This is a genomic window from Pseudomonas viciae (genome assembly GCF_004786035.1).
Taxonomy (GTDB): Bacteria; Pseudomonadota; Gammaproteobacteria; order Pseudomonadales; family Pseudomonadaceae; genus Aquipseudomonas; species Aquipseudomonas viciae.
Genome location: NZ_CP035088.1, coordinates 6,153,384 through 6,177,378, shown reverse-complemented (window position 1 = coordinate 6,177,378; position 23,995 = coordinate 6,153,384). Strand labels below are relative to the sequence as shown.

The window sequence follows — 23,995 nt, the reverse complement described above, 5'->3', positions numbered from 1 at the left end:
GCGAGCTTGCTCGCGATGGCAATCACCAGAGCACCATATCTCGTGAGTCAGGAATAAGGAAAAAGGATGCCCATGAATACTTACATCCGCTGGTTCCAACGCGTCATCTGGATCGGGATTGTCATGAACATGTTCTTCGCAATCCCGGCGCTGTTCGCGCCGGCATTGCTGACGTCCATGCTCGGCCTGCCACCCGTGCTGTCCGATCCGTGGCTGGAAAACACTGGCATGTTGCTGGTGGGGATCAGCCTGTTCTACATGCCCTCGGGCTTCAACGCGCCGCGTTTCGTGGTGCATTCGTGGCTGTGCGTGCTGTCGCGGCTGGTGGCGGTGGTGTTCTGGATCTACTTGATCAACACCAACAATCAGGGCCAATTGTTCGTGCCGATGTTGATGGGCGACTTGAGCATGTTCCTGATCCTGGGTGTGCTGTTGTACCTGGGCTGCCCGGTGGCCAATCGTCCGCTGGCCTTGCTCTGCGCCGGTTGGCGGGAGTGGCGCGCCGGCTGGGCACAGCGCTGGCAGAGCCACAGTTTCAAGGTCGGCACGCTGGTGGTGCTGCTGGTGCTGGGTTTCATCGGCTACCAGACCTGGTACCAGATGATCCGAGAGGTGCCGCAACCGGACTTCGCCTCCGACGAAGACCATTACAAGTACGCCGCCATCGGCCTGGGCATCGAGGCGCGGATTCCTTATTACCTGTTCGCCGTGCTGCCGCAGATGTGCCCGGAAAAACTGCCCAAGCCAGGCGGCTACGAAGTGTTCGGGTTCCTCTATGAGAATGGCAACGACTTGCCCATTGGCATGGCCAAGCGGCAGCTCGGCTACCCCACCGTGGAGCCCAACTGCGCCCTGTGCCACACCGGCTCCTACCGGGCCAATGCCAGCGACGTAGCGATTCCGGTCGCCACCGCGCCGGCCAATACCCTGCAGCTGCAAGCCTTCCAGTGGTTCGCCTACGATTGCGCCAGCGACCCGAAATTCACTCCAGATGCGGTGATGGCGGCGATCAACAGCAAGTTCCAACTGGGCTTTTTCGAAAAGCTCTACAACCGTTACCTGATCATTCCGATGGCCAAGAGCGCCCTGCTCAAGCAGAAGCAGGCCTACGCCTGGCAAAAACTGCGCCCGGCCCAGGGCCCGGGGCGGACCGACACCTTCAACCCGACCAAAATGGTGGTCTTCGGCTTCCCGGATGACTCCACCATCGGCACCGTGGATCTGCCGCAGGTCTGGAACCAGAAACCTCGTGAGTCGATGTATCTGCATTGGGACGGCAATAACAACAAGATCCACGAGCGCAATTACGCAGCCGCCATGGCCGTGGGCGCGACGCCACAATCGGTGCTGCCGCCGAGTTTCAACCGCGTGACCAATTGGCTGCTGGGCCACAAGGCGCCGGCCTGGCCGTTCGCCCTGGACCAGGCGAAAGTCGCCCAGGGCAAACCGATCTGGGATAAAAACTGTGCCGGTTGCCACGACTTTGGCCGCAGCGACACCGGCCAGGTCACCACCAACATCGACCAGTTGGGCACCGATCCCCATCGCCTGAACTCTTTCACCGTCGGGCTGGTGGCGGCGTTCCACGGCTTCAAGAAACCGCCGTTCGACTTCGGCGCCTACCGCAAGACCCAGAGCTACAGCAATACGCCCACCGACGGCGTCTGGCTGCGTGCGCCGTACCTGCACAACGGTTCAGTGCCGACCCTGTGGGATCTGCTGCAACCGCCGCAGTTGCGTCCGCAAGTGTTCTACACCGGTTCCGACATCTACGACCAGGAAAAGGTGGGCTTCATCACCAGCGGCGCGCAGATGAAGGCGTCGGCGGATTTCAAATACGACACCCGCCTGGAAGGCAACCACAACGGCGGCCACCTGTATGGCACCCAGCTGTCGGACGTCGACAAACGGGCCCTGATCGAATTCATGAAAACCCTGTAGCCCAGGGCATTGCGAAGGAGCGTTCACATGTCATTACTGCACCATTGGGAACATGAGTTCGACAAGGTCAAGGTCCGCCTGCACGGGTTGGTCACGCGGCTGGAGATGTCCTGGAAAAAACTGGTCAACGACTTGGAGCCCGAGGAATTCCAGGCCATCGTCAAGCTGCTGCAGCGGGGCCACGACCAGGCGCGACACGTCATCGATCACGGCGATTTGCCGGACGATGAACCGACCGTGCCGTGGGAACTGGCCCACGGCCTGTCGATCCTGAAGATCGGCAACGCCACGCCCTTGCCGCAAAGCGAGGACGAACTGCCGACCCGGGTGCTCAAGGACGGTACTTTGCTCGGTTGCCGCAAATGGGAACTGCTGGACCTGTTGTGGAGCGAGGCGCTGCTCAAGTGGATCGAGAACCTGCGTCACCACGCGCCGTTCGCCACCCAGCCGGCGCTGGTGAAAATGGACAACGACGTGGTGCTGGCCATCGCCGGCGACTGGGGTACCGGGCCTTTCGATAGCCACGCGCCGGCGGTGGCGGTGGCCAATCAGATGCAGTTGGCCGAGGCCGACTTCACCATCCATCTGGGCGATGTGTATTACGCCGGGACCCATTCCCAGGAAGACGTCGACATGGTCGGCTGGCCCCAGGGCAAGCATGGCTCGTTCACCCTCAACTCCAACCACGAGATGTACAGCGGCGCCCATGGCTACTTCAAGGAATTGGCCAAGCGGTTTCCGGTGCAGCAAGGCACCAGTTACTTTGCCTTGTACAACGATGACTGGCTGGTGGTCGGCCTGGACAGTGCCTATGCCTCGGACGCCATGAATCTGTACATGGACGGCACCCTCAACGCGCAACAGATCGACTGGATGAAAACCCTGCCCAAGCGCAAGAAGCTGATGGTGCTCAGTCATCACCAGGGCTTCGACATTTCCGGGCACAACAAGACCGCACTTTACCAACCGGTGTGCGACGCCCTGGGGCGTGAGCCGGATTACTGGTATTGGGGGCATTTGCACAACGGCATCTGCTATGCGCCGCAAGGCGGATTGCACGCGCGCTGCGCCGGACATGGGGCGATTCCCTATGGCACTACCAGTGAGCTGAACGGGCATGCCCGGGTGTTATGGTCGGAGACCCAGTTGGCGGGGGACGAGGCGTATCCGGAGCGGGTGTTGAACGGGTATGTGAAGGTGCAGCTGAAGGGGGAGGAGATTGTCGAGACGTTTTATGGGGAGGATGGATCGGTGCGGTGGTCTTCACAGTAATCGGGTGAATGGGAGACCGTCTTCGCGAGCAAGCCCGCTCTCACATTCGACCGCATTCTTTCTGAAGAAACGCGGTCAACTGTGGGAGCGGGCTTGCTCGCGAAGCTTTTGATTTTAGCCCTGGACTGGAACGCCCTTGAGGTACGGCGCAGGTTCCGCCCCCAGGTTGTTGAGCATGCGCTCGCTGTACCAGTCGACGAAGTTCACCACGCCGAACTCATAGGTCTTGGAGTACGGGCCAGGCTGGTAGGCGGTGGAGTTGATACCGCGCTGGTTTTCTTCGGCCAGGCGACGGTCCTGGTCGTTGGTGGCGTCCCAGACCTGGCGCATGCGCTCGACGTCGTAGTCCACCCCTTCGACTGCGTCCTTGTGCACCAGCCACTTGGTGGTGACCATGGTTTCCTGGGCGCTGATCGGCCACACGGTGAACACAATGATGTGGTCGCCCATGCAGTGGTTCCACGAGTGCGGCAGGTGCAGGATGCGCATCGAGCCCAGGTCCGGGTTCTTGATGCGGCCCATCAGCTTGGCGCAGCCTTGCTTGCCGTCCATGGTCATCGACACGGTGCCCTTGAGCAGCGGCATGCGCACGATACGGTTACGCAGGCCGAAACTGGCGTGGGCGTAAGGGATCTTCTCGGCTTCCCAGGCGGCGGCGGAGGCGGCCACATGGTCCTTGAACGCCTGGTCGGCGCGCGGGTCGGTGACGTCGTCCCATTCCAGCAGGGTCTTGAGCAATTCCGGGTGCGAACCGCCGCAGTGGTAGCACTCGCGGTTGTTTTCCAGTACCAGCTTCCAGTTGGCCTTTTCCATCAAGGTGGTTTGCACCGCCACCTTGGTGTTTTCCATGTCGTAGGGTTCCATGTAATGGGCCAGGGTCGACAGGAAGTCATCGATGGCCGGCGGGTTTTCCGCCAGGCTGATGAAGATGTAGCCACCGGCGGTCTTCACGTTCACAGGCTTGAGGCCGTACTGTTTCATGTCGAAGTCGGCGCCCATCTCGGTGCCGGCGAACAGCAGACGACCGTCCAGCTCGTAGGTCCACTGGTGGTAGTGGCAGACCAGCTTGGCGACTTTGCCCTTTTCACTGGTGCACAGCCGCGAGCCACGGTGACGGCAGACGTTATGGAACGCGTGGACCACGCCGTCGGCGCCGCGAATCACGATGATCGGGTTCTTGCCGACTTGCAGGGTCAGGTAGTTGCCCTTGGCCGGGATTTCGCAGGTCATGCCGGCGATCAACCACTCTTTCTGGAAGATTTCCTGCATATCGATATCAAACAGGCGCTCATCGGAGTAGAACGGCTGCGGCAGCGAAAAGGTGCGCTCGCGTTCCTGCAGCATCTGCGCGGTGGCCTTGCGTGCGGGTTCCAGCGGATCGCCCAGGCTCAGGGTAGTGGTGTCCATCGTTTTATCCTCGTGGCCCTCTAAGCGGAGCCGGTGAAAATGACTAATCGGTTGTGCTACGCAAGGCAGAAAACTTTGTTTATCTGTTGAGGCGAGTGTGGGGCCGCGCAGGGGCCGAACCTTATCCATGGGCGACATGGCCCAATCTGTTCCCGACGCGCAAGCCCCGGTAGTTGGGGGCTGGTCGCGATAAGTATGTGAATGTCGCAGATAGGTAAATGGTCACCCAGGCGCCTGCGCACAATCGCCATCATGAAGGCCGACAGTCGGCCGTGGAGATCAGCATGTCCAATAACTTCCTGAACCCGGTCACCACCCAGACCTGGGCCAATGGCCGACATATCGTACGTTGCGTCAAAGTCATCCAGGAAACCTGGGATGTGCGCACCTTCTGCTTCATGGCCGACCAGCCGATCATGTTCTTTTTCAAGCCGGGGCAGTTTGTCACCCTGGAGCTGGAAATCGAAGGCCAGCCGGTCATGCGCTCGTACACGATCTCCAGTTCGCCGTCGGTGCCCTACAGTTTCTCGGTGACTATCAAGCGTGTGCCGGGGGGCAAGGTTTCCAATTGGCTGCACGATACCCTGCACGAAGGCCAGGAGCTGGCGGTGCACGGGCCGGTGGGGTTGTTCAACGCCATCGACTTCTCCAGCCCCAAGGTGCTCTACCTCAGCGGCGGCGTCGGCATTACGCCGGTGATGTCCATGGCGCGCTGGTACTACGACACCAACGCCAATGTCGACATGGTATTTATCCACAGCGCCCGTTCGCCCAAGGACATCATTTACCACCGTGAGCTGGAGCACATGGCGTCGCGGATCGACAACTTCAGCCTGCACCTGATCTGCGAAAAACATGGCCTGGGCGAGCCTTGGGCCGGTTATCGCGGTTACCTGAACCACAAGATGCTGGAACTGATGGCGCCGGACTTCCTGGAGCGCGAAGTGTTCTGCTGCGGCCCGACGCCGTACATGAACGCGGTCAAGCGCCTGCTGGAAACCAATGGCTTCGACATGAAGCGCTATCACGAGGAATCTTTCGGCGCCACACCGCCGGAAGCCCGGGCCGACGCTGTGGAGCAGGCCGAACAGGCCGCCGACGCCCCCGAGGTCGATGCGGCGGACCTGCACCTGGTGGAATTCACCTCCTCTGGCAAAAGCATTCGCGTGGGCCCGGGAGAAACCGTACACGCCGCCGCCGCCAAGCTCGGCATGATGATTCCCAAGGCTTGCGGCATGGGCATCTGCGGCACCTGCAAGGTGTTGAAGCTGGGCGGGGAAGTGGAGATGGACCACAACGGCGGGATCACCGAAGACGACGAGGCCGAGGGCTACATCCTGTCGTGCTGCAGCGTGCCGAAAGGGGATGTGCGGATCGAGTTTTGATCTTCCGGTCTCGCGCCATCCCCTGTGGCGAGGGAGCAAGCTCCCTCGCCACAGATGGGCTGGACAGGCTTTGAGTCTGTCCTCCTAGCCCGCCATCACTTCCCGAATATCCGCCGCCAATTCCCTTACCCGCGCCTCTTCCGTATCCCACGAACACATGAACCGCGCGCCGCCCTTGCCGATGAAGGTGTAGAAACGCCAGCCCCGCGCGGTGAGGGCGGCGATGGCCGGTTCCGAGAGTTGCAGGAACACGCCGTTGGCCTGGACCGGGAACATCAGCTCCACGCCGGGAATGTCGCTCACCAGGTGCGTCAGCAATTGGGCACAGTGGTTGGCGTGGCGGGCGTGCTTGAGCCAGGCGTCGTTTTGCAACAGGCCGACCCAGGGGGCGGAGAGGAAGCGCATTTTCGACGCCAGTTGTCCGGCCTGCTTGCAGCGGTAGTCGAAGTCCACGGCCAGGTCGTGATTGAAGAACAGGATCGCCTCACCCACCGCCATGCCGTTTTTCGTACCGCCGAAGCACAACACGTCCACACCGACCTTCCAGGTCAGGTCCGCCGGTGAGCAGCCGAGGAAGGCGCAGGCGTTGGAGAACCGCGCGCCGTCCATGTGCAGGTTCAGCCCCAGTTCCTTGCAGGTGACGCTGATGGCGCGGATTTCATCCGGGGTGTAGACACTGCCGACTTCCGTCGCCTGGGTCAGGGTCACGACCCGTGGCTTGGGGTAATGGATGTCTTGGCGCTTGAGGGCGATCTCGCGGATCGCCTCGGGGGTCAGCTTGCCGTTTTCAGTGCGTGCCAGCAGCAGCTTGGAGCCGTTGGAGAAGAACTCCGGCGCGCCGCATTCGTCGGTTTCGACGTGGGCGGTTTCCGAACAGATCACGCTGTGGTAACTCTGGCACAGCGAGGACAGCGCCAGGGAGTTGGCCGCCGTGCCGTTGAAGGCAAAGAACACTTCGCAGTCGGTTTCGAACAAGGCCCGGAAATCATCCGCCGCGCGGTGGGTCCACTCATCATCGCCGTAGGCGCGCTGGTGGCCCTGGTTGGCTTCTTCCATGGCCGCCCAGGCTTCGGGGCAAATGCCGGAATAGTTGTCGCTGGCAAACTGTTGACTCTTGTCGGTCATGGCCTTGCTCCTGAGGTAGAGAGTCCTGGGTAAAGATCCCTGGCGGAATTCCCGGATGGGGAGTTCCCTGGTTTCGGCGTGTTTGGGTCCACAGCGCCGTGGTCGATCATGGTTCGGCGCGCTTGGGTGCTCATCGCCGTGGTCGATCATGGTTCGGCGCGCTTGGGGGGCGCATCGCCGTGGTCGATGTTGGTGCGCACTTTACCCAAGATTAGCGGGGGAACACACCGGATGTTTCTGTCAGAAAATCATAAAGTCATCAGGTCGCTGTACACATGAGTCGGCGCGATGGGGCCTTGGACTTGCTCAAATGGTCGGCATTGCTGGCGATGGTGCTCGATCATCTGCGATATGTCGGTTTCTCCGTCGACTGGTTGTACGTACCGGGGCGCCTGGCGTTCCCCTGGTTCTGCCTGGCGATGGCGGCGAACCTGGCGCGCACCGGGGCCAGCGCGAGCTCGTGGCGTTACTTGGGCTGGTTGCTGTTGTTCAGCGCCGTGAGCGAAATTCCCTACCGATTCTTCTTCCCCGAGCCCGCCACTTTGAATGTGTTGCCGACCCTGGCCCTGGGGTTGCTGGTGGCGCGCAGTTGGCAGACGCCGACATTGGAGGCGCGGTGCCTGGCGGTGGGGGCGTTGCTGCTGGCGGCGCTGTTTTCGTCGCGGCTGATGTTCGGTTTCTTTGGTGTGCTGCTGCCGTTGGCGATGCTGCTGGTGTTTCGCCGGCCCTGGTATTTCGCATTGTTACCGGGGGTGGTGTGCCTGGCGGCCAATCAATGGCGGGTGCTGTATGGCGCGGCGTGGCTGGGGGATACGGTGGCGATCGGCGGCTTACTGGCGTGTCTGTTTGCGCCATGGCTTGGGCTGGTGCTTTTGCGCCAGGCGGGTCGCATTCATCCACCTGCGATGCGGCGTTGGGCGTATGCGCTGTATCCCGCGCACTTTCTGATCTTGCTCGCGGTTCGCCAAATCGCCGCATAGCCCTGTGGGAGCAAGGCTTGCCCGCGATGAAGGCGACGCGCTCTCCCATGAACCGAGGTGCCTGGATCGCGAGCAAGCTTTGCTCCCGCAGGGCTATCCCACAGGCCTTGCTCCCCGACTCTTTGAGCACATGTCGTAAACGCACCTTTGCGTGGCGTCCATAGGCATTTGACCTGCCTGCGCCAGCCATACCATCGCATCCAAAGGGCACGACCGAACGGTGGTCAGTGCCTCACCGAGACGAAAGGCGCACCGCCGCCGCTGGGAGAGACGCGATGTTCAGCAAGCAAGACCAGATCCAGGGTTACGACGATGCACTGCTGGCGGCGATGAACGCCGAAGAGCAACGCCAGGAAGATCACATCGAGCTGATCGCGTCAGAGAACTACACCAGCAAGCGCGTGATGCAGGCCCAGGGCAGCGGCCTGACCAACAAGTACGCCGAAGGCTATCCAGGCAAGCGCTACTACGGTGGCTGCGAGCACGTCGACAAAGTCGAGGCCCTGGCCATCGAACGCGCCAAGCAACTGTTCGGTGCCGATTACGCCAACGTCCAGCCGCACTCCGGGTCTTCGGCCAACAGCGCCGTGTACCTGGCTTTGCTGCAGGCCGGCGACACCATCCTGGGCATGAGCCTGGCCCACGGCGGTCACTTGACCCACGGCGCCAAGGTGTCGTCCTCGGGCAAGCTCTACAACGCGGTGCAATACGGCATCGACACCACCACCGGCCTGATCGACTACGACGAAGTCGAGCGCCTGGCGGTGGAGCACAAGCCGAAAATGATCGTGGCCGGCTTCTCTGCCTATTCCAAGACCCTCGATTTCCCACGCTTCCGTCAGATCGCCGACAAAGTTGGTGCGCTGCTGTTCGTCGACATGGCCCACGTGGCTGGCCTGGTCGCTGCCGGTCTGTACCCGAACCCACTGCCGTACGCCGACGTGGTCACCACCACCACCCACAAGACCCTGCGCGGTCCACGTGGCGGCCTGATCCTGGCCAAGGCCAACGAAGAGATCGAGAAAAAACTCAACGCCGCTGTATTCCCTGGCGCCCAGGGCGGTCCGCTGATGCATGTGATCGCCGGCAAGGCGGTGTGCTTCAAGGAAGCGGCGGAGCCTGGTTTCAAGGCTTATCAGCAGCAAGTGATCGATAACGCCCAGGCCATGGCTGGCGTGTTCATCAAGCGCGGCTACGATGTAGTGTCCGGCGGCACCGATAACCACCTGTTCCTGGTCAGCCTGATCCGTCAGGGCCTGACCGGCAAGGACGCCGATGCTGCCCTGGGCCGCGCCCACATCACCGTCAACAAGAACGCCGTGCCGAACGACCCGCAGTCGCCGTTCGTGACCTCGGGCCTGCGCATCGGCACCCCGGCGGTAACCACTCGCGGCTTCAAGGTTACCCAGTGCGTCACGCTGGCCGGCTGGATCTGCGACATCCTCGACAACCTCGGCGATGCCGATGTCGAGGCCAATGTCGCCCAGCAAGTGGCGGCCCTGTGCGCGGACTTCCCGGTTTATCGCTGAGTCGGTTTTGGAGTAATGACTATGCAACGCTATTCGGGCTTCGGCCTCTTCAAACACTCTCTCAGCCATCACGAAAACTGGCAGCGGATGTGGCGCACGCCGACCCCGAAAAAAGTCTACGACGTGGTCATTGTCGGCGGCGGCGGGCATGGTCTGGCGACCGCCTACTACTTGGCTAAAGAGCACGGCATCACCAATGTCGCCGTGGTCGAGAAAGGCTGGTTGGGCGGCGGTAACACCGCGCGCAACACCACCATCGTGCGCTCCAACTACCTGTGGGACGAATCGGCCCACCTGTATGAGCACGCGATGAAACTCTGGGAAGGCCTGTCCCAGGACCTGAACTACAACGTGATGTTCTCCCAGCGTGGCGTCTACAACCTGTGCCACACCCTGCAGGACATCCGTGATTCCGAGCGCCGGGTCAGTGCCAACCGCCTCAACGGCGTGGACGGCGAACTGCTCACCGCCAAGCAAGTGGCCGACGAGATCCCGTACCTGGATTGCTCGAAAAACACCCGCTACCCGGTGATGGGCGCCACTGTCCAGCGTCGCGGCGGCGTGGCTCGTCACGATGCCGTGGCCTGGGGCTTTGCCCGGGCGGCGGACGCGTTGGGCGTGGACCTGATCCAACAGACCGAAGTGATCGGTTTCCGCAAGGAAAACGGTGTGTGCATCGGTGTGGAAACCAACAAAGGCTTCATCGGCGCCAAGCGCGTCGGCGTGGTGACTGCCGGTAACTCCGGGCACATGGCCAAGCTCGCGGGCTTCCGCCTGCCGATCGAATCCCACCCGCTGCAAGCACTGGTGTCGGAGCCGATCAAGCCAATTATCGACAGCGTGATCATGTCCAACGCCGTGCACGGCTACATCAGCCAGTCCGACAAGGGCGACCTGGTGATCGGTGCCGGTATCGACGGCTACAACGGCTACGGCCAGCGCGGCTCGTACCCGGTGATCGAACACACCATCCAGGCCATCGTCGAGATGTTCCCGGTACTCTCGCGGGTGCGCATGAACCGCCAGTGGGGCGGCATCGTCGACACCACGCCGGACGCCTGCCCGATCATCTCCAAGACCCCGGTGCCGAACATGTTCTTCAACTGCGGTTGGGGCACCGGCGGCTTCAAGGCCACCCCGGGCTCGGGCAACGTATTCGCTGCAAGCCTGGCCAAGGGTGAAATGCACCCACTGGCCGCGCCGTTTTCCATCGACCGTTTCCACAACGGTGCACTGATCGACGAACACGGCGCTGCTGCCGTCGCCCACTAACAGGAGAAATCCCTATGTTGCACATCTTCTGTCCTCACTGCGGCGAACTGCGCTCCGAAGAGGAATTCCATGCATCCGGCCAGGCGCACATCCCGCGTCCGCTGGACCCGAATGCCTGCACCGACGAGCAGTGGGGTGACTACATGTTCTTCCGCGATAACCCTCGCGGCCTGCACCACGAGCTGTGGATCCACGCTGCCGGTTGCCGCCAGTACTTCAACGCGACCCGCGACACCGTGACCTACGAGATCCTGGAAACCTACAAGATCGGCCAAAAGCCGCAATTCACCGACAAGGCTGACAGTCCGAAAGCGGCCGCACAGGCTCTGGGAGAGAAGGTATGAGCCAGATCAATCGCCTGTCCAACGGCGGACGGATCGACCGCAACAAAGTGTTGAGCTTCACCTTCAACGGCCAGGTCTACAAAGGCTTCGAAGGCGATTCCCTGGCCGCTGCACTGCTGGCCAACGGCGTCGACATCATTGGCCGCAGCTTCAAGTATTCCCGTCCGCGCGGTATTTTCGCCGCCGGTGCCGAAGAGCCGAACGCGGTGCTGCAGATTGGCGCCACCGAAGCCACGCAGATCCCTAACGTACGCGCCACGCAACAGGCGCTGTACCAAGGTTTGGTCGCCACCAGCACTAACGGCTGGCCGAACGTGAACAACGACATGATGGGGATTCTCGGCAAGGTTGGCGGCAAGCTGATGCCGCCGGGTTTCTACTACAAAACCTTCATGTACCCGCAATCGTTCTGGATGACTTACGAGAAATACATCCGCAAGGCTGCCGGCCTGGGTCGCTCGCCGACCGAGAACGATCCGGACACCTACGACTACATGAACCGTCACTGCGACGTGCTGATTGTCGGCGCCGGCCCTGCTGGCCTGGCTGCGGCATTGGCTGCGGCCCGCAGCGGTGCGCGAGTGATCCTGGCCGACGAGCAGGAAGAGTTCGGCGGTAGCCTGCTCGATTCCCGCGAAAGCCTGGACGGCAAGCCAGCGACCGAATGGGTCGCCGCTGTTGTCGCTGAACTCAAGTCGATGCCGGACGTGGTGCTGCTGCCGCGCGCCACGGTCAACGGCTACCACGACCATAACTTCCTGACCATTCACGAGCGCCTCACCGACCACCTCGGTGACCGTGCGCCGATTGGCCAGGTCCGCCAGCGCATCAACCGCGTCCGCGCCAAGCGCGTGGTGCTGGCGACCGGTGCCTGCGAGCGCCCGCTGGTCTACGGCAACAACGACGTGCCGGGCAACATGCTGGCCGGCGCGGTCTCTACCTACGTGCGCCGCTATGGCGTGGCACCGGGCAAGAAACTGGTGCTGAGCACCAACAACGACCACGCCTATCGCGTGGCCCTGGACTGGTTCGACGCTGGTCTGCAAGTGGTGGCCGTCGCCGATGCCCGCAGCAACCCACGTGGTGCGCTGGTGGAAGAGGCGCGTGCCAAGGGCATCCGCATTCTCACCGGCAGCGCCGTGATCGAGGCCCGCGGTAGCAAGCGCGTCACGGCTGCACGTGTTGCCGCGATCGACGTCCGCGCCCACAAAGTCACCAGCCCCGGCGAGTGGTTGGACTGCGACCTGGTGGCCAGCTCCGGTGGCTACAGCCCAGTGGTTCACCTGGCTTCGCACCTGGGTGGCAAGCCGATCTGGCGCGAAGACATCCTCGGTTTCGTACCGGGCGAAGCACCGCAGAAGCGTGTGTGTGTCGGCGGCGTGAATGGCGTCTACAGCCTTGGCGATACCCTGGCTGACGGTTTTGAAGGCGGCGTGGGCGCGGCCAGCGAAGCCGGCTTCAAAGCAGTCGAGGGTGTATTGCCCAAGGCCTTGAGCCGTCACGAAGAGCCAACCCTGGCGCTGTTCCAGGTACCCCACGAAAAAGCCACCGCACGGGCGCCGAAGCAATTCGTCGACCTGCAGAACGACGTCACGGCCGCCGCCATCGAACTCGCCACCCGCGAAGGTTTCGAGTCGGTGGAACACGTCAAGCGCTACACCGCACTGGGCTTCGGTACTGACCAGGGCAAGCTGGGCAACGTCAACGGCCTGGCCATCGCGGCCCGCTCGCTGAACGTGAGCATCCCGCAGATGGGCACCACCATGTTCCGCCCCAACTACACACCAGTGACTTTCGGCGCGGTAGCCGGCCGGCACTGCGGGCACATCTTCGAGCCGGTGCGCTTCACCGCGCTGCATGCCTGGCATGTGAAGAACGGTGCTGAATTCGAAGACGTCGGCCAGTGGAAACGCCCATGGTATTTCCCGAAGAACGGCGAAGACCTGCATGCCGCCGTGAAGCGCGAATGCAAAGCCGTGCGCGACAGCGTCGGCCTGCTGGACGCCTCGACCCTGGGCAAGATCGACATCCAGGGCCCGGATGCCCGCGAGTTCCTCAACCGCATCTACTCCAATGCCTGGACCAAGCTTGACGTGGGCAAGGCCCGCTATGGCCTGATGTGCAAAGAAGATGGCATGGTCTTCGACGACGGTGTGACCGCGTGTCTGGCGGACAACCACTTCCTGATGACCACCACCACCGGCGGTGCGGCACGCGTGCTGCAATGGCTGGAGATCTACCAGCAGACCGAATGGCCGGACCTGAAGGTGTACTTCACTTCGGTGACCGACCACTGGGCGACCATGACCCTGTCGGGCCCCAACAGCCGCAAGCTGCTGAGCGAAGTCACTGACATCGACCTGGACAAGGACGGCTTCCCGTTCATGACCTGGAAAGAAGGCTCCGTCGGCGGCGTGCCGGCGCGGGTGTTCCGGATCTCGTTCACCGGTGAGCTGTCGTACGAAATCAACGTGCAGGCCGACTACGCCATGGGCGTGCTCGAGCAGATCGTCGAGGCCGGCAAGAAGTACAACCTGACCCCGTACGGCACCGAAACCATGCACGTACTGCGGGCCGAGAAGGGCTTCATCATCGTCGGCCAGGACACCGACGGCTCGATGACCCCGGACGACCTGAACATGGGCTGGTGCGTTGGCCGGACCAAACCGTTCTCGTGGATCGGCTGGCGTGGCATGAATCGCGAAGACTGTGTGCGCGAGGACCGTAAGCAACTGGTGGGCCTCAAGCCGATCGACCCGAATGTCTGGCTGCCGGAAGGCGCGCAACTGGTGTTCAACACCAAGCAGGCGATCCCGATGACCATGGTGGGTCACGTGACCTCCAGTTACGCGCACAACTCCCTCGGCTATTCGTTTGCCATGGGCGTGGTCAAGGGCGGCCTCAAGCGCCTGGGTGAACGAGTGTTCGCGCCATTGGCCGACGGCAGCGTGATCGAGGCAGAGATTGTTTCTTCGGTGTTCTTCGATCCGAAAGGGGATCGGCAGAATATCTAAAGGGACTTTGGTCCTGTGGGTGGGCAGTTACACCGCGTCGCCTGATTCGCGAGCAAGCCCGCTCCCACAGGATCGAAGTCGCCAAAGGAATTTGAGCCAGGCATCAATCCAATGTGGGAGCGGGCTTGCTCGCGAAGGCGGCAGAACAGTCACCACAAATGCCGGAACTACAGAATTCAAGACAGGTGCTCCATATGACCGCAGTCAACGTGTACCAACAACGCCCAACCACCGGGGCCAAGGCCGAGTCGTCGCTGCACCATGCCGACCTCGCCAGCCTGGTGGGCAAGGGCCGCAAGAACGCCGGCGTGACCGTGCGCGAGAAAAAACTCCTGGGTCACCTGACCATTCGTGGCGATGGCCACGACCCGGCGTTCGCCGCCGGTGTGCACAAGGCCCTGGGCCTGGAACTGCCAGGCGCTCTTGCCGTCATCGTCAAGGGTGAAACCAGCCTGCAATGGCTCGGCCCGGACGAGTGGCTGCTGGTGGTGCCGAGTGGCGAAGAGTTCGCCGCCGAGAAAAAACTGCGCGAAGCGCTGGGTGACCTGCATATCCAGATCGTCAACGTCAGCGGCGGCCAGCAGATCCTCGAACTGTCCGGCCCGAACGTGCGCGACGTGCTGATGAAATCCACCAGCTACGATGTACACCCAAGCAACTTCCCGGTGGGCAAGGCCGTGGGTACGGTGTTCGCCAAGTCGCAACTGGTCATCCGCCACACCGGCGAAGACACCTGGGAACTGGTGATCCGTCGCAGCTTCTCCGATTACTGGTGGCTGTGGTTGCAGGATGCGGCGGCTGAGTATGGCTTGAGCGTGCAGGCCTGACTATCGCAGTCCTTGTGGAAGTGAACTGTGGGAGCAAAGCTTGCTCGCGATGCAGGCGCTTGAGTTCCAGATAGACCGCGTTGTTTTTATCGCGAGCAAGCTTTGCTCCCACAGATAAATCCTCTCGCCACAGGGTTTATCCATAACGAACAGGAGTCACCGCAATGAGCCGCGCCCCAGACACATGGATCTTGACTGCCGACTGCCCCAGCGTGCTCGGCACGGTGGACGCGGTGACCCGCTTTCTGTTCGAGCAGGGCTGCTACGTCACCGAGCACCATTCCTTCGACGACCGGCTCTCGGCGCGTTTCTTCATTCGGGTGGAGTTTCGCCAGCCCGATGGCTTTGACGAGCAGAGCTTTCGCAGCGGCCTGGCCGAGCGCGCGCAAGCCTTCGGCATGGTCTTCGAACTGACGCCGCCCAACTACCGGCCGAAAGTGGTGATCATGGTCTCCAAGGCCGATCACTGCCTGAACGATTTGCTCTACCGCCAACGCATCGGCCAGTTGTCGATGGACGTGGTGGCCGTGGTCTCCAACCACCCCGACCTCAAGCCGTTGGCCGACTGGCACCAGATTCCCTACTACCATTTCCCCCTGGACCCGAACGACAAACCCTCCCAGGAGCGGCAGGTGTGGCAGGTGATCGAAGACACCGGCGCCGAGCTGGTGATTCTCGCCCGCTACATGCAAGTGCTGTCGCCGGAACTGTGTCGCAAGCTCGACGGCAAGGCGATCAACATCCATCACTCGCTGCTGCCGGGCTTCAAGGGCGCCAAGCCGTATCACCAGGCCTACAACAAAGGCGTGAAACTGGTCGGTGCCACGGCGCACTACATCAACAACGACCTGGACGAAGGCCCGATCATCGCCCAGGGCGTGGAAGTGGTGGACCACAGCCACTATCCCGAGGATTTGATCGCCAAGGGCCGGGACATCGAGGGGCTGACCCTGGCCCGGGCCGTGGGGTATCACATCGAAAGACGAGTGTTCTTGAACGCCAATCGCACTGTCGTTCTTTAGATTTTGGGGCCGCTTCGCAGCCCATTCGCGAGCAAGCCCGCTCCCACAGGATTTGTGCCGGTATACAGATCTCAGTTGCACCAAAAAACATGTGGGAGCGGGCTTGCTCGCGAAGAGGCCCTTACAGACAACAAAGAAACAAGACACAAGCACTACCCGAGCAATCAACGCGCTGCCTGCCTGGGCAACGCAGTTTCATAAAAACAACAGCGAGGTGAAAGCATGTCTGGCAATCGTGGTGTCGTGTATCTCGGCAACGGCAAGGTCGAAGTACAGAAAATCGACTATCCAAAAATGCAGGACCCGCGCGGCAGGAAGATTGAGCACGGTGTCATCCTGCGCGTGGTCTCCACCAACATCTGCGGCTCCGACCAACACATGGTGCGTGGCCGTACCACCGCCCAGACCGGTCTGGTCCTGGGTCACGAAATCACCGGTGAAGTGATCGAAAAGGGCAGCGACGTCGAGAACCTGAAAATCGGTGATCTGGTGTCGGTGCCGTTCAACGTCGCTTGCGGGCGCTGCCGTTCCTGCAAAGAGCAACACACTGGTGTCTGCCTGACCGTCAACCCGGCCCGTGCCGGTGGTGCCTACGGTTACGTGGACATGGGCGACTGGACCGGCGGCCAGGCCGAATACGTGCTGGTGCCGTACGCCGACTTCAACCTGCTGAAGCTGCCGGACCGCGACAAGGCGATGGAGAAAATCCGCGACCTGACCTGCCTGTCCGACATCCTGCCGACCGGCTACCACGGCGCCGTCACCGCCGGCGTTGGCCCTGGCAGCACCGTGTACATTGCCGGCGCTGGCCCGGTGGGCCTGGCGGCTGCCGCTTCCGCACGCCTGCTGGGCGCTGCGGTGGTGATCATCGGTGACGTCAACTCCATTCGTCTGGCCCATGCCAAGGCTCAAGGCTTCGAAATCGTCGACCTGTCCACCGACACCCCGCTGCACGAGCAAATCGCTGCGCTGCTGGGTGAGCCGGAAGTGGATTGCGCGGTCGACTGCGTGGGCTTCGAAGCCCGTGGTCACGGGCACGACGGCGTCAAACACGAAGCCCCGGCCACCGTGCTCAACTCGTTGATGGGCGTGGTCCGCGTCGCCGGCAAAATCGGCATCCCCGGCCTCTACGTCACCGAAGACCCGGGCGCCGTTGATGCCGCCGCGAAAATGGGCAGCCTGAGCATCCGCTTCGGCCTGGGCTGGGCTAAATCCCACAGCTTCCACACCGGCCAGACCCCAGTGATGAAGTACAACCGCCAACTGATGCAGGCGATCATGTGGGACCGCATCAACATTGCCGAAATCGTCGGTGTGCAGGTGATCAGCCTGGATGACGCGCCGAAAGGGTATGGCGAGTTCGATGCGGGCGTGCCGAAGAAGTTTGTGATTGACCCGCATAAGTTGTTCAGTGCGGCGTAAGGTTGGAAGCAGGACGGAAGAAGGGCGACAGTGATGTCGCCCTTTTTATTTTCATCAAGGATGGCGCTTTTCGTGCGTCGTTTTTTGATTAGCCTCGGCTGAAGTGATGTCGCGGCTTTACCCCCTGAGAATTTCACCCGGCGTATGTCCTGAACTCCAGAATATCGTCTTTTTATAACTGGGCGGTGGGTCGTCAGACGAGGGTGTTAGTTCCTGAGTCCTTCGCTTAAAATATTCCAGATTTGCGCGATGGGCAGTTCGGCTAAGCTTTATGTTTTCCAGAAAGTTAGAGAGTTTACGAATTTTATTGTGAGAGACTGGCCTTAACTTAATTATGTGAGCTGCTTGTAGCTCTTGTTTAATGAGGTTATTGCTGTCGTTGATAAGTGATAGCTCGAGCTGCGGAATGCCTGAATCGATAATCTCTGGACTCAAAGGTCGTTTCAATGGTGAAAATGGCGTCGTAGGATTTCTAATAAATGTCTCAAGCTCCTGTCCAGGCGATATACGCAATTTGACTCCGTGAACATACACAATTTCTTTAGGTGTCCTAAGCTTCGCCCGATTCAAGACTCCTTTGAGCGGGCTGGTAATAAAATTGAAATGTCCAGTTGGATCGCTCGTATTAATAGGGTCGCCTTGGCCATACGCGTAAGCATTCAACCCACCCTTCCCAAAGGGGCTCATCGAATCCGGACTATTGAACCGCATCAACACCGGATTGAACGCCCGATAGCCATTGCCCAACAAATAATGCCCCGTCACCGGGTCCGGTCGTTCGCCGTTGAAGCCGAGCAGGCTGAGCAAGCCGTTTTCCGGGGAGCGGTGTCCGTAGGGGGCGTAAGCGAAGGGATGAGGCCGTGTGGCGTCGAGTGCGTACAGAACCGAGTGTTGCAGGTCGATGGCGAGCAAGGTGGTTTCGACGACGTCATCCTGGCGCTGTTGTTGCGCCAGGAGTTGATCGCCCTGCTGGAAAACCAATCGCTGTACCGAGCCTTGGATTTCGCTGGTCAGGCGTTCTTTCAGGTAGAAACGCTGAGTGCGGGTCTGGGCCGATGGGGTGCAATCGGCCAAGCGATCCAGTGGGTCGTAACGATAGCGGCAGAGCGGTGTTTTGCGGTTTGCCGACATCAAGTGGTTCTCTAAATGGAAGGAGCCTTATTCCGGCGTCACTCTCGTGGCCTGCATGCCTTTGTCGCCCTTTTCGATTTCAAAGGAGACGGTTTGCCTTTCTTTCAACGTTTTATAACCTTCGCCGGATATCGCCGAGTAATGAACGAACAACTCCTCGCCTCCTTTGCCGCAGGTAATGAAGCCGTAGCCCTTTACATCGTTAAACCATTTCACAGTTCCTTTGATTCGGCCGTTCATTTTTATTGTCCTGCCTGCCCGAATGAATAAAGACACTGAGCGCGTGGGTCGCCGTGGCCTTGTTGTCATCGCTAGAGCTTAAAACCGGTATGAACGGCTGCCTACTGTCAGAGTTGACAGTAGGCAATATCGAGAGGGAATAACTGACCGCAGGTGATATTCAGATGACTGCCAGGGGCGGTCATGTCACGGCCGGGTGATTTCCCAAGTGGTTGTGGGATTTTTGGTCGTGAGTATTCAGGCCGGAACACCGCTTCCATCGCCACGGTTATTGATGGGCAGTTGCGGTCCTGACCCGCTCGCAGAATTCAGGGTAGAAACCCTGGGCGCTAGGGCCTTGGCAATAGTCTTGCGCTTGGGCCAAGGCGTCGCCGCTGAAATTCAGGTTGCGGGGCATGCTGGCAAAGGTGACGTAGCCATACTGCTGCGTCTTGATCGCGTCGAAGCCCGGCATGTCGTAGACCAGTTCCACGTCATCATCGGCCAGCAGTCGCGCCTTGACCGTCACTTGCGTGTATTGCTTGCCCCCTGGCGCGCCATTGAGCGCTGCCAGGCCGTGGCCGACAACGCGCAGCATGTGCGCAACCCAGGGCTCGCAGTCATCCGCACAAGCGCCTGGACGGTAAAGCACGGTCAGCGCTTGCTGCTCGCGGCTCACCTCGGTCAGCGCCGGATCGGAGCGCTTGATGCGGTGCTCGATGGTCAGCCAAGTCTTCTGCTCCTCGCTGATACCATCGGCAAGCTCCGGGTTCAGCGGGCCGCGCTGGCATTCGTTGACGCCCAGGGCAATGAGCATGCCCGTCAGGATGACCGCGAGGGTCGCTCCGCCGATCTTTACATTCATAGGCAAGCTCTGCTGGAAGTAGCCGCACTGTACGGTACCTGATCAGCCAAGGGCAGGGGCCTTTGAACAGAGGCGCGTTGGCGCGAGTAAACCATGGTTTTTCAGGGTCAGAAACTCAAGCTGAAATAGTCGGCATTGATGAGTCTGCACATATGGGTGTCCGGGCTTTCGCAACGATTATCCGCCCACGGCAATGATGTCGTTTCTTGGACCTGGAGATATTCCAGTGTGAGATTCAGCTCACCGTACTTGCAAGTAATGGTCGCCCTGGTCGGCGCCTGGCCGTCGCCGTCAGCTTCATGGACCGCGAACTCGGCTCCGTTGAATTGCCACCGCGCTGGGTCGACCACTTCTACCAGGCTCTGGCTCTGCCACTCGCGATGATCCTGAACTTCCACCGATTCGGTGTTGTGATGAATTTGTGTCACGGCCGGACAGGTTATTTCACCGGCGTGGACATGGCCGATCATCAGCAGGAGTATTCCGGCGCCGCCGCCAGTCATTAGGTTTCGCATTTGCCTATCCCCCGATTTTTTCTATCGGCGACATGTTTGCGGCTATGTCTGGGGGAGGGCTACTGTCAGTGCTGACAGTTGTCTATGTTGATTTGGAATCAACTGACCTTGATTTAATCGCACTTGGCGATAACACCCCCAGTGTTTCGTGAAAACGGATCGGATTCAGAAGTCAGTCGCATGGTGGAACAATCCTCGTCCACCCCAGTCCAACGCTCGATTTTGCGCCGCCCCTCATGGGCGGTTTTTTCAGGGTTCAAGAGGGTGTTCGGATGAAGGTTTCACGCAGTTTTGCACTGTCCTGCCTGCTGACGCTGGCAGCCGGCCCGGCCTTCGCGCAGTTCAGCCTCAGTGATGCGGCCAATGTGGTATCGGCGATGCAAGGTAATCAAGGCGAGCAGGCAGAGGGCGCCGTGGCCGCCGCGCCGAAAGCCGCCGGGTTGCTCAATACCCTGGGATCGGAACTCAAGATCACGCCGGAACAGGCCATCGGCGGTGCCGGTGCGATGCTGGGGCTGGCAAAGAACCGGCTCAGCGAGCCGCAGTTTTCCGAGTTGAGTAGAAGTGTGCCGGGCCTCGATCAGATCGCCGGCAACAGCGCCATCGGTGGGCTCAATGGCCTGGGCGGTTTACTCGGTGGCGGATCGGATAAAAACGCGTTACTCGACGGATTGCTGGGGAACGTCAAGGACACCAACGACCTGACTACTGCCTTCAGTGCGCTGGGCATGGACAGCGGCATGATCGGGCAGTTTGCCCCGGTAATCCTCCAGTACCTAGGCCAGCAGGGTGTGGGCAGTTCGTTGCTGCAGAGCCTGGGGGGTATTTGGGGCGCAGGTATCTGATCAGCCACGCTCGCTGCGCAAAGCCGCAATACGCCGATCCTTCTCAGTCCACAGCTGATTGACCCAATCCTGTACAAACTGGCGAAACACCGGATCATTTTCGTAATCGCCCTGCCACAGCGCTGGGTCCAGTTCTCGGGTCTGGATGTCGATGATGACCCGGGGTACCGCGCCGCTGATCAAGTCCCAGAACCCGGGAATACGGTCTTGCGGATAGACCACGGTCACGTCCAGTACCGCGTCCAGTTGTTCACCCATCGCCGCCAGCACGAACGCCACGCCGCCGGCCTTGGGCTTGAGCAGGTGGGTGAAGGGTGACTGTTGCTGTTGGCTTTTGGCGGCGGTGAAGCGCGTGCCTTCGAGGTAGTTCACCACGGTGACCGGTTGGCGCTTGAACAGCTCGCAGGCCTGCCGGGTGATTTCCAGATCCTTGCCGGCCAGTTCCGGATGCTTGGCCAGGAAGGCCTTGGTGTAGCGCTTCATGAACGGATAGTCCAGCGCCCACCAGGCCAGTCCCAGGAAGGGCACCCAGACCAGTTCTTTCTTGAGGAAGAACTTGAAGAATGGCGTGCGCCGGTTGAGGGTCTGGACGAGGGCGGGGATGTCGACCCAGGATTGGTGATTGCTGATCACCAGGTAGGAGGTGTCGCGCCGCAAGTTACCGCCGCCGCGAATGTCCCAGCGGGTGGGGATGCACAGGGCAAAGATCAGCTTGTCGATCTCGGCCCAGGTCTCGGCGATCCACATCACCGCCCACGAGGCGTAGTCGCGAAAACGTCCGGGCAGGACCAGTTTGAGCAACGCGAACACCATCAGCGGGCCGAACAGCACCAGGGTGTTGAGTAACAGCAGCAGGGTGACGAAACAGCCGGTGAGCAGGCGGCGCATACATGACTCTTGCAAACAGATGGGCGGGCCATGATAAGCAGCTTCGGGCGGCAGGCCAAATCGCGTGGACGAAAGTTTCACGTTGGTTCGGGTAGGCTGGACCCGCTTTTGTGGCCAGGGAGCAATCCCAGGCCACAGGTGCGCGATCAACCGAACGAATCCATCGGCCACGGTCTAAAATCCCACCCACACAGGAAGCCCTCTTGCATGAAATCCTTTCTCGCCCTGCTTTCCCTGGTGGCCCTTCCAGTGCTGGCCGCCGAGCCGACCCTGTACGGGCGCTACGAATACATCGCGTTGCCGGAAATCGGTGGCGAGGTGCTCAAGGCCAAGATGGACACCGGCGCCCTGACCGCGTCGCTGTCGGCCAAGGACATCGAAACCTTCACCCGCGACGGTGACGACTGGGTGCGGTTCCGCCTGGCGACCAAGGATGCGAGCAACAAGGTTTACGAGCACAAGATCGCGCGCATCAGCAAGATCAAGACCCGTTCCGAAGAAGATGAAGACGACGACGAAAAAATCGCCCCCACCAAGCGTCCGGTGGTCGATCTGGAGTTGTGCCTGGGTAACGTCAGGCGCACGGTCGAGGTCAACCTGACCGACCGCAGCAGTTTCAATTACCCGTTGTTGATTGGTGCCAAGGCATTGCGTGAGTTCGGCGCGGCGGTGAACCCGGCGCGGCGGTTTACGGCAGATAAGCCGGACTGCTGATGGCCTGGTTTAGAAATGCCGATCAAGGCTCCGAAAAGATAGGTGCTTTTCCGGAGCTTGGGCAACGTGGAGTTTTTGTAGTGTTGTGTATAAGTTTGTGATGTTTTAATGCGCTCGAGGTTAGTTGATCTTTTGCCTTAAGTCGAGTTCGGTAAGGTTGCGTGTTAAGTCGAGTCCGATAGAGTTGTATATATAGTTAAAGCGAGCTCTTTTTGCGTTGAGGACCCCCTTTCCGTGAGTTGACTTTGCTGTTTGAGGTAACCCGTTCTCGCGAAGGAAATTGTTTACCATTCTGACGTTTGCTGTGAGACTTAAGCTTTCCGCAAAATTGACCCTTGTGTCAAAAGGTAGAGTGCTAAGTATTTTGGTGCCGTCAGGTCGTAGGCCAGTTAACTTTTTATATATGCTTGGATGTTTCTGAAAATTTTGTGCTGTTTTAAGGGCCTGATATAGGTTCCAAAGTAGTATTGGGTCGTCGGTTGGAAGTTTGTTAGGGGTAAAGAAATCGTGCCGCCCTAATTTTTTCTCATTAGCTTCTGCGATTTCCACTAGGGCTCGTATTTCTACATGGGTTCCCGTTATAGCTGGCTTTGGATTTGGAATACGCTTGGTGACTCGTCCACCCCGCGCTCCGGTAAGTGTTGAGGTAGTTGCCCCGAGTGTAGGCGGTTTTTTGGCGATTTTATGAAAGGGTGGAATGTGCCCTGTCGGATCGCTCCGATTAATAGGGTCCCCTATACCATAGCCATACGTATTCACTCCCCCCTTCCCAAACGGGCTCAAACTGTCCGGACTGTTAAATCGCATCAACACCGGATTGAAAGCCCTATACCCGTTACCCAATAAATAATGCCCTGTCACCGGATCGGGCGGCTCACCATTAAACCCAAGCAAACCGAGCAAACCATTTTCCGCTGGGCGATGGCCGTAGGGTGTATAGGCGAGGGGGGGATGGGACCCGGTTGCATCAAGCACATTCAATACCGAACGCTGCTGGTCGGTCGCCAGCAGGGAAGTACCGACCGTGACATCCTCGCGTCCAAGTTGCGCCAGCAACTGATCGTCGTGCTGGAAAATGCTATGTTGCACTGCGCCCTGTATCTCCGTAGCCAATCGGCTTTTGCAATAAAAACACTGAATGCCGGCCTGAGCAGATAGGGTACGACTGACCACGCGATCCAGCGGATCGTAGCGGTAGCGGCACAGTACGGTTTCGCGATGGGAGGGTGCCATCGACTAAGCTCCATCTGCAGTTCAAAAAGTCGGCCTTCAGCATCA

Annotated in this window: 21 protein-coding genes; 13 read left to right on the top strand and 8 right to left on the bottom strand. The window is 60.3% G+C overall.

Annotated elements, in window-relative coordinates; translation table 11 throughout:
• Window positions 1–72: 72 nt before the first annotated feature.
• Both EPZ47_RS27530 and EPZ47_RS27525 read left to right on the top strand, forming a co-directional pair.
• Window positions 73–1,941, top strand: coding sequence for a c-type cytochrome (locus EPZ47_RS27530; RefSeq protein ID WP_135847533.1), 1,869 nt, complete (start codon window positions 73–75; stop codon window positions 1,939–1,941).
• Window positions 1,942–1,968: 27 nt separating this feature from the next.
• Entirely contained in the window at window positions 1,969–3,213 is a 1,245-nt protein-coding gene (locus tag EPZ47_RS27525; protein ID WP_135847532.1) for a metallophosphoesterase family protein, read from the top strand.
• Between the two features lie 114 nt (window positions 3,214–3,327).
• On the opposite strand, the gene gbcA is transcribed toward EPZ47_RS27525, so the two are convergent.
• Window positions 3,328–4,620 carry a glycine-betaine demethylase subunit GbcA gene (gene gbcA, locus EPZ47_RS27520; RefSeq protein WP_135847531.1) on the bottom strand — a complete coding sequence of 431 codons (1,293 nt, stop codon included), beginning with the start codon at window positions 4,618–4,620 and terminating at the stop codon, window positions 3,328–3,330.
• A gap of 284 nt (window positions 4,621–4,904) precedes the next feature.
• Between gbcA and gbcB the strand changes: the two genes are divergently transcribed.
• Entirely contained in the window at window positions 4,905–6,005 is a 1,101-nt protein-coding gene (gene gbcB / locus EPZ47_RS27510; protein ID WP_135847530.1) for a glycine-betaine demethylase subunit GbcB, read from the top strand.
• Between the two features lie 84 nt (window positions 6,006–6,089).
• Here the strand turns inward: gbcB and EPZ47_RS27505 are convergent, their stop codons facing one another.
• Window positions 6,090–7,130 carry a threonine aldolase family protein gene (locus tag EPZ47_RS27505; RefSeq protein ID WP_135847529.1) on the bottom strand — a complete coding sequence of 347 codons (1,041 nt, stop codon included), beginning with the start codon at window positions 7,128–7,130 and terminating at the stop codon, window positions 6,090–6,092.
• A gap of 275 nt (window positions 7,131–7,405) precedes the next feature.
• Between EPZ47_RS27505 and EPZ47_RS27500 the strand changes: the two genes are divergently transcribed.
• The 8 genes from EPZ47_RS27500 to fdhA all read left to right on the top strand — a co-directional run bounded on the left by EPZ47_RS27500 (window position 7,406) and on the right by fdhA (window position 17,540).
• Window positions 7,406–8,110 (top strand): TraX family protein, encoded by a 705-nt coding sequence (locus EPZ47_RS27500; RefSeq protein WP_135847528.1) that lies wholly within the window; start codon window positions 7,406–7,408, stop codon window positions 8,108–8,110.
• A 275-nt stretch (window positions 8,111–8,385) separates the two neighbouring features.
• A complete protein-coding gene (gene glyA, locus EPZ47_RS27490; protein WP_047228145.1) occupies window positions 8,386–9,639 on the top strand; it encodes a serine hydroxymethyltransferase in 1,254 nt (417 codons plus the stop codon).
• Between the two features lie 21 nt (window positions 9,640–9,660).
• A complete protein-coding gene (locus tag EPZ47_RS27485; RefSeq protein ID WP_109755034.1) occupies window positions 9,661–10,911 on the top strand; it encodes a sarcosine oxidase subunit beta in 1,251 nt (416 codons plus the stop codon).
• A gap of 14 nt (window positions 10,912–10,925) precedes the next feature.
• Window positions 10,926–11,255: a sarcosine oxidase subunit delta gene (locus EPZ47_RS27480; RefSeq protein WP_109755033.1), complete on the top strand. Its 330-nt coding sequence runs from the start codon at window positions 10,926–10,928 to the stop codon at window positions 11,253–11,255.
• A complete protein-coding gene (locus EPZ47_RS27475) occupies window positions 11,252–14,269 on the top strand; it encodes a sarcosine oxidase subunit alpha (protein ID WP_135847527.1) in 3,018 nt (1,005 codons plus the stop codon). The genes EPZ47_RS27480 and EPZ47_RS27475 overlap by 4 nt, the downstream gene beginning before the upstream one ends.
• A gap of 194 nt (window positions 14,270–14,463) precedes the next feature.
• Window positions 14,464–15,096 carry a sarcosine oxidase subunit gamma gene (locus EPZ47_RS27470; protein WP_109755031.1) on the top strand — a complete coding sequence of 211 codons (633 nt, stop codon included), beginning with the start codon at window positions 14,464–14,466 and terminating at the stop codon, window positions 15,094–15,096.
• A gap of 164 nt (window positions 15,097–15,260) precedes the next feature.
• Complete coding sequence (gene purU, locus EPZ47_RS27465; protein WP_135847526.1) at window positions 15,261–16,118, top strand: formyltetrahydrofolate deformylase; 858 nt, start codon at window positions 15,261–15,263, stop codon at window positions 16,116–16,118.
• 222 nt (window positions 16,119–16,340) lie between these two features.
• Window positions 16,341–17,540: a formaldehyde dehydrogenase, glutathione-independent gene (gene fdhA / locus EPZ47_RS27460; protein WP_003177608.1), complete on the top strand. Its 1,200-nt coding sequence runs from the start codon at window positions 16,341–16,343 to the stop codon at window positions 17,538–17,540.
• A 117-nt stretch (window positions 17,541–17,657) separates the two neighbouring features.
• On the opposite strand, the gene EPZ47_RS27455 is transcribed toward fdhA, so the two are convergent.
• The 4 genes from EPZ47_RS27455 to EPZ47_RS27440 all read right to left on the bottom strand — a co-directional run bounded on the left by EPZ47_RS27455 (window position 17,658) and on the right by EPZ47_RS27440 (window position 20,258).
• Window positions 17,658–18,671 (bottom strand): RHS repeat-associated core domain-containing protein, encoded by a 1,014-nt coding sequence (locus tag EPZ47_RS27455; RefSeq protein ID WP_135847525.1) that lies wholly within the window; start codon window positions 18,669–18,671, stop codon window positions 17,658–17,660.
• Between the two features lie 27 nt (window positions 18,672–18,698).
• A complete protein-coding gene (locus EPZ47_RS27450) occupies window positions 18,699–18,911 on the bottom strand; it encodes a cold-shock protein (protein ID WP_135847524.1) in 213 nt (70 codons plus the stop codon).
• 268 nt (window positions 18,912–19,179) lie between these two features.
• Complete coding sequence (locus EPZ47_RS27445) at window positions 19,180–19,755, bottom strand: hypothetical protein (RefSeq protein WP_135847523.1); 576 nt, start codon at window positions 19,753–19,755, stop codon at window positions 19,180–19,182.
• A 107-nt stretch (window positions 19,756–19,862) separates the two neighbouring features.
• Window positions 19,863–20,258 carry a DUF3757 domain-containing protein gene (locus EPZ47_RS27440; RefSeq protein ID WP_238346686.1) on the bottom strand — a complete coding sequence of 132 codons (396 nt, stop codon included), beginning with the start codon at window positions 20,256–20,258 and terminating at the stop codon, window positions 19,863–19,865.
• A gap of 284 nt (window positions 20,259–20,542) precedes the next feature.
• On the opposite strand from EPZ47_RS27440, the gene EPZ47_RS27435 reads away from it, so the two are divergent.
• Entirely contained in the window at window positions 20,543–21,115 is a 573-nt protein-coding gene (locus tag EPZ47_RS27435) for a DUF2780 domain-containing protein (protein ID WP_135847521.1), read from the top strand.
• On the opposite strand, the gene EPZ47_RS27430 is transcribed toward EPZ47_RS27435, so the two are convergent.
• The gene (locus EPZ47_RS27430; RefSeq protein ID WP_135847520.1) at window positions 21,116–22,003 is read right to left on the bottom strand and encodes an acyltransferase; all 888 of its coding nucleotides are present in this window, start codon (window positions 22,001–22,003) and stop codon (window positions 21,116–21,118) included.
• 207 nt (window positions 22,004–22,210) lie between these two features.
• Here EPZ47_RS27430 and rloA2 point away from each other — a divergent pair, with 207 nt between their 5' ends.
• Entirely contained in the window at window positions 22,211–22,717 is a 507-nt protein-coding gene (rloA2, locus tag EPZ47_RS27425) for a retropepsin-like aspartic peptidase RloA2 (RefSeq protein ID WP_135847519.1), read from the top strand.
• Between the two features lie 120 nt (window positions 22,718–22,837).
• Here rloA2 and EPZ47_RS30530 read toward each other — a convergent pair whose 3' ends face one another.
• Entirely contained in the window at window positions 22,838–23,950 is a 1,113-nt protein-coding gene (locus tag EPZ47_RS30530) for an RHS repeat-associated core domain-containing protein (protein WP_238346684.1), read from the bottom strand.
• Window positions 23,951–23,995: the final 45 nt, after the last annotated feature.

Coding starts and splice junctions, on each gene's coding strand:
- EPZ47_RS27530 (WP_135847533.1), top strand. CDS start 73: ATGAATACTTACATCCGCTGGTTCCAACGCGTCATCTGGATCGGGATT.
- EPZ47_RS27505 (WP_135847529.1), bottom strand. CDS start 7,130: ATGACCGACAAGAGTCAACAGTTTGCCAGCGACAACTATTCCGGCATT.
- EPZ47_RS27435 (WP_135847521.1), top strand. CDS start 20,543: ATGAAGGTTTCACGCAGTTTTGCACTGTCCTGCCTGCTGACGCTGGCA.
- EPZ47_RS27445 (WP_135847523.1), bottom strand. CDS start 19,755: ATGAATGTAAAGATCGGCGGAGCGACCCTCGCGGTCATCCTGACGGGC.
- gbcA (WP_135847531.1), bottom strand. CDS start 4,620: ATGGACACCACTACCCTGAGCCTGGGCGATCCGCTGGAACCCGCACGC.
- rloA2 (WP_135847519.1), top strand. CDS start 22,211: ATGAAATCCTTTCTCGCCCTGCTTTCCCTGGTGGCCCTTCCAGTGCTG.
- EPZ47_RS27455 (WP_135847525.1), bottom strand. CDS start 18,671: ATGTCGGCAAACCGCAAAACACCGCTCTGCCGCTATCGTTACGACCCA.
- fdhA (WP_003177608.1), top strand. CDS start 16,341: ATGTCTGGCAATCGTGGTGTCGTGTATCTCGGCAACGGCAAGGTCGAA.
- EPZ47_RS30530 (WP_238346684.1), bottom strand. CDS start 23,950: ATGGCACCCTCCCATCGCGAAACCGTACTGTGCCGCTACCGCTACGAT.
- purU (WP_135847526.1), top strand. CDS start 15,261: ATGAGCCGCGCCCCAGACACATGGATCTTGACTGCCGACTGCCCCAGC.
- EPZ47_RS27485 (WP_109755034.1), top strand. CDS start 9,661: ATGCAACGCTATTCGGGCTTCGGCCTCTTCAAACACTCTCTCAGCCAT.
- EPZ47_RS27440 (WP_238346686.1), bottom strand. CDS start 20,258: ATGACTGGCGGCGGCGCCGGAATACTCCTGCTGATGATCGGCCATGTC.
- EPZ47_RS27480 (WP_109755033.1), top strand. CDS start 10,926: ATGTTGCACATCTTCTGTCCTCACTGCGGCGAACTGCGCTCCGAAGAG.
- EPZ47_RS27430 (WP_135847520.1), bottom strand. CDS start 22,003: ATGCGCCGCCTGCTCACCGGCTGTTTCGTCACCCTGCTGCTGTTACTC.
- EPZ47_RS27470 (WP_109755031.1), top strand. CDS start 14,464: ATGACCGCAGTCAACGTGTACCAACAACGCCCAACCACCGGGGCCAAG.
- EPZ47_RS27475 (WP_135847527.1), top strand. CDS start 11,252: ATGAGCCAGATCAATCGCCTGTCCAACGGCGGACGGATCGACCGCAAC.
- EPZ47_RS27450 (WP_135847524.1), bottom strand. CDS start 18,911: ATGAACGGCCGAATCAAAGGAACTGTGAAATGGTTTAACGATGTAAAG.
- EPZ47_RS27500 (WP_135847528.1), top strand. CDS start 7,406: ATGAGTCGGCGCGATGGGGCCTTGGACTTGCTCAAATGGTCGGCATTG.
- EPZ47_RS27525 (WP_135847532.1), top strand. CDS start 1,969: ATGTCATTACTGCACCATTGGGAACATGAGTTCGACAAGGTCAAGGTC.
- gbcB (WP_135847530.1), top strand. CDS start 4,905: ATGTCCAATAACTTCCTGAACCCGGTCACCACCCAGACCTGGGCCAAT.
- glyA (WP_047228145.1), top strand. CDS start 8,386: ATGTTCAGCAAGCAAGACCAGATCCAGGGTTACGACGATGCACTGCTG.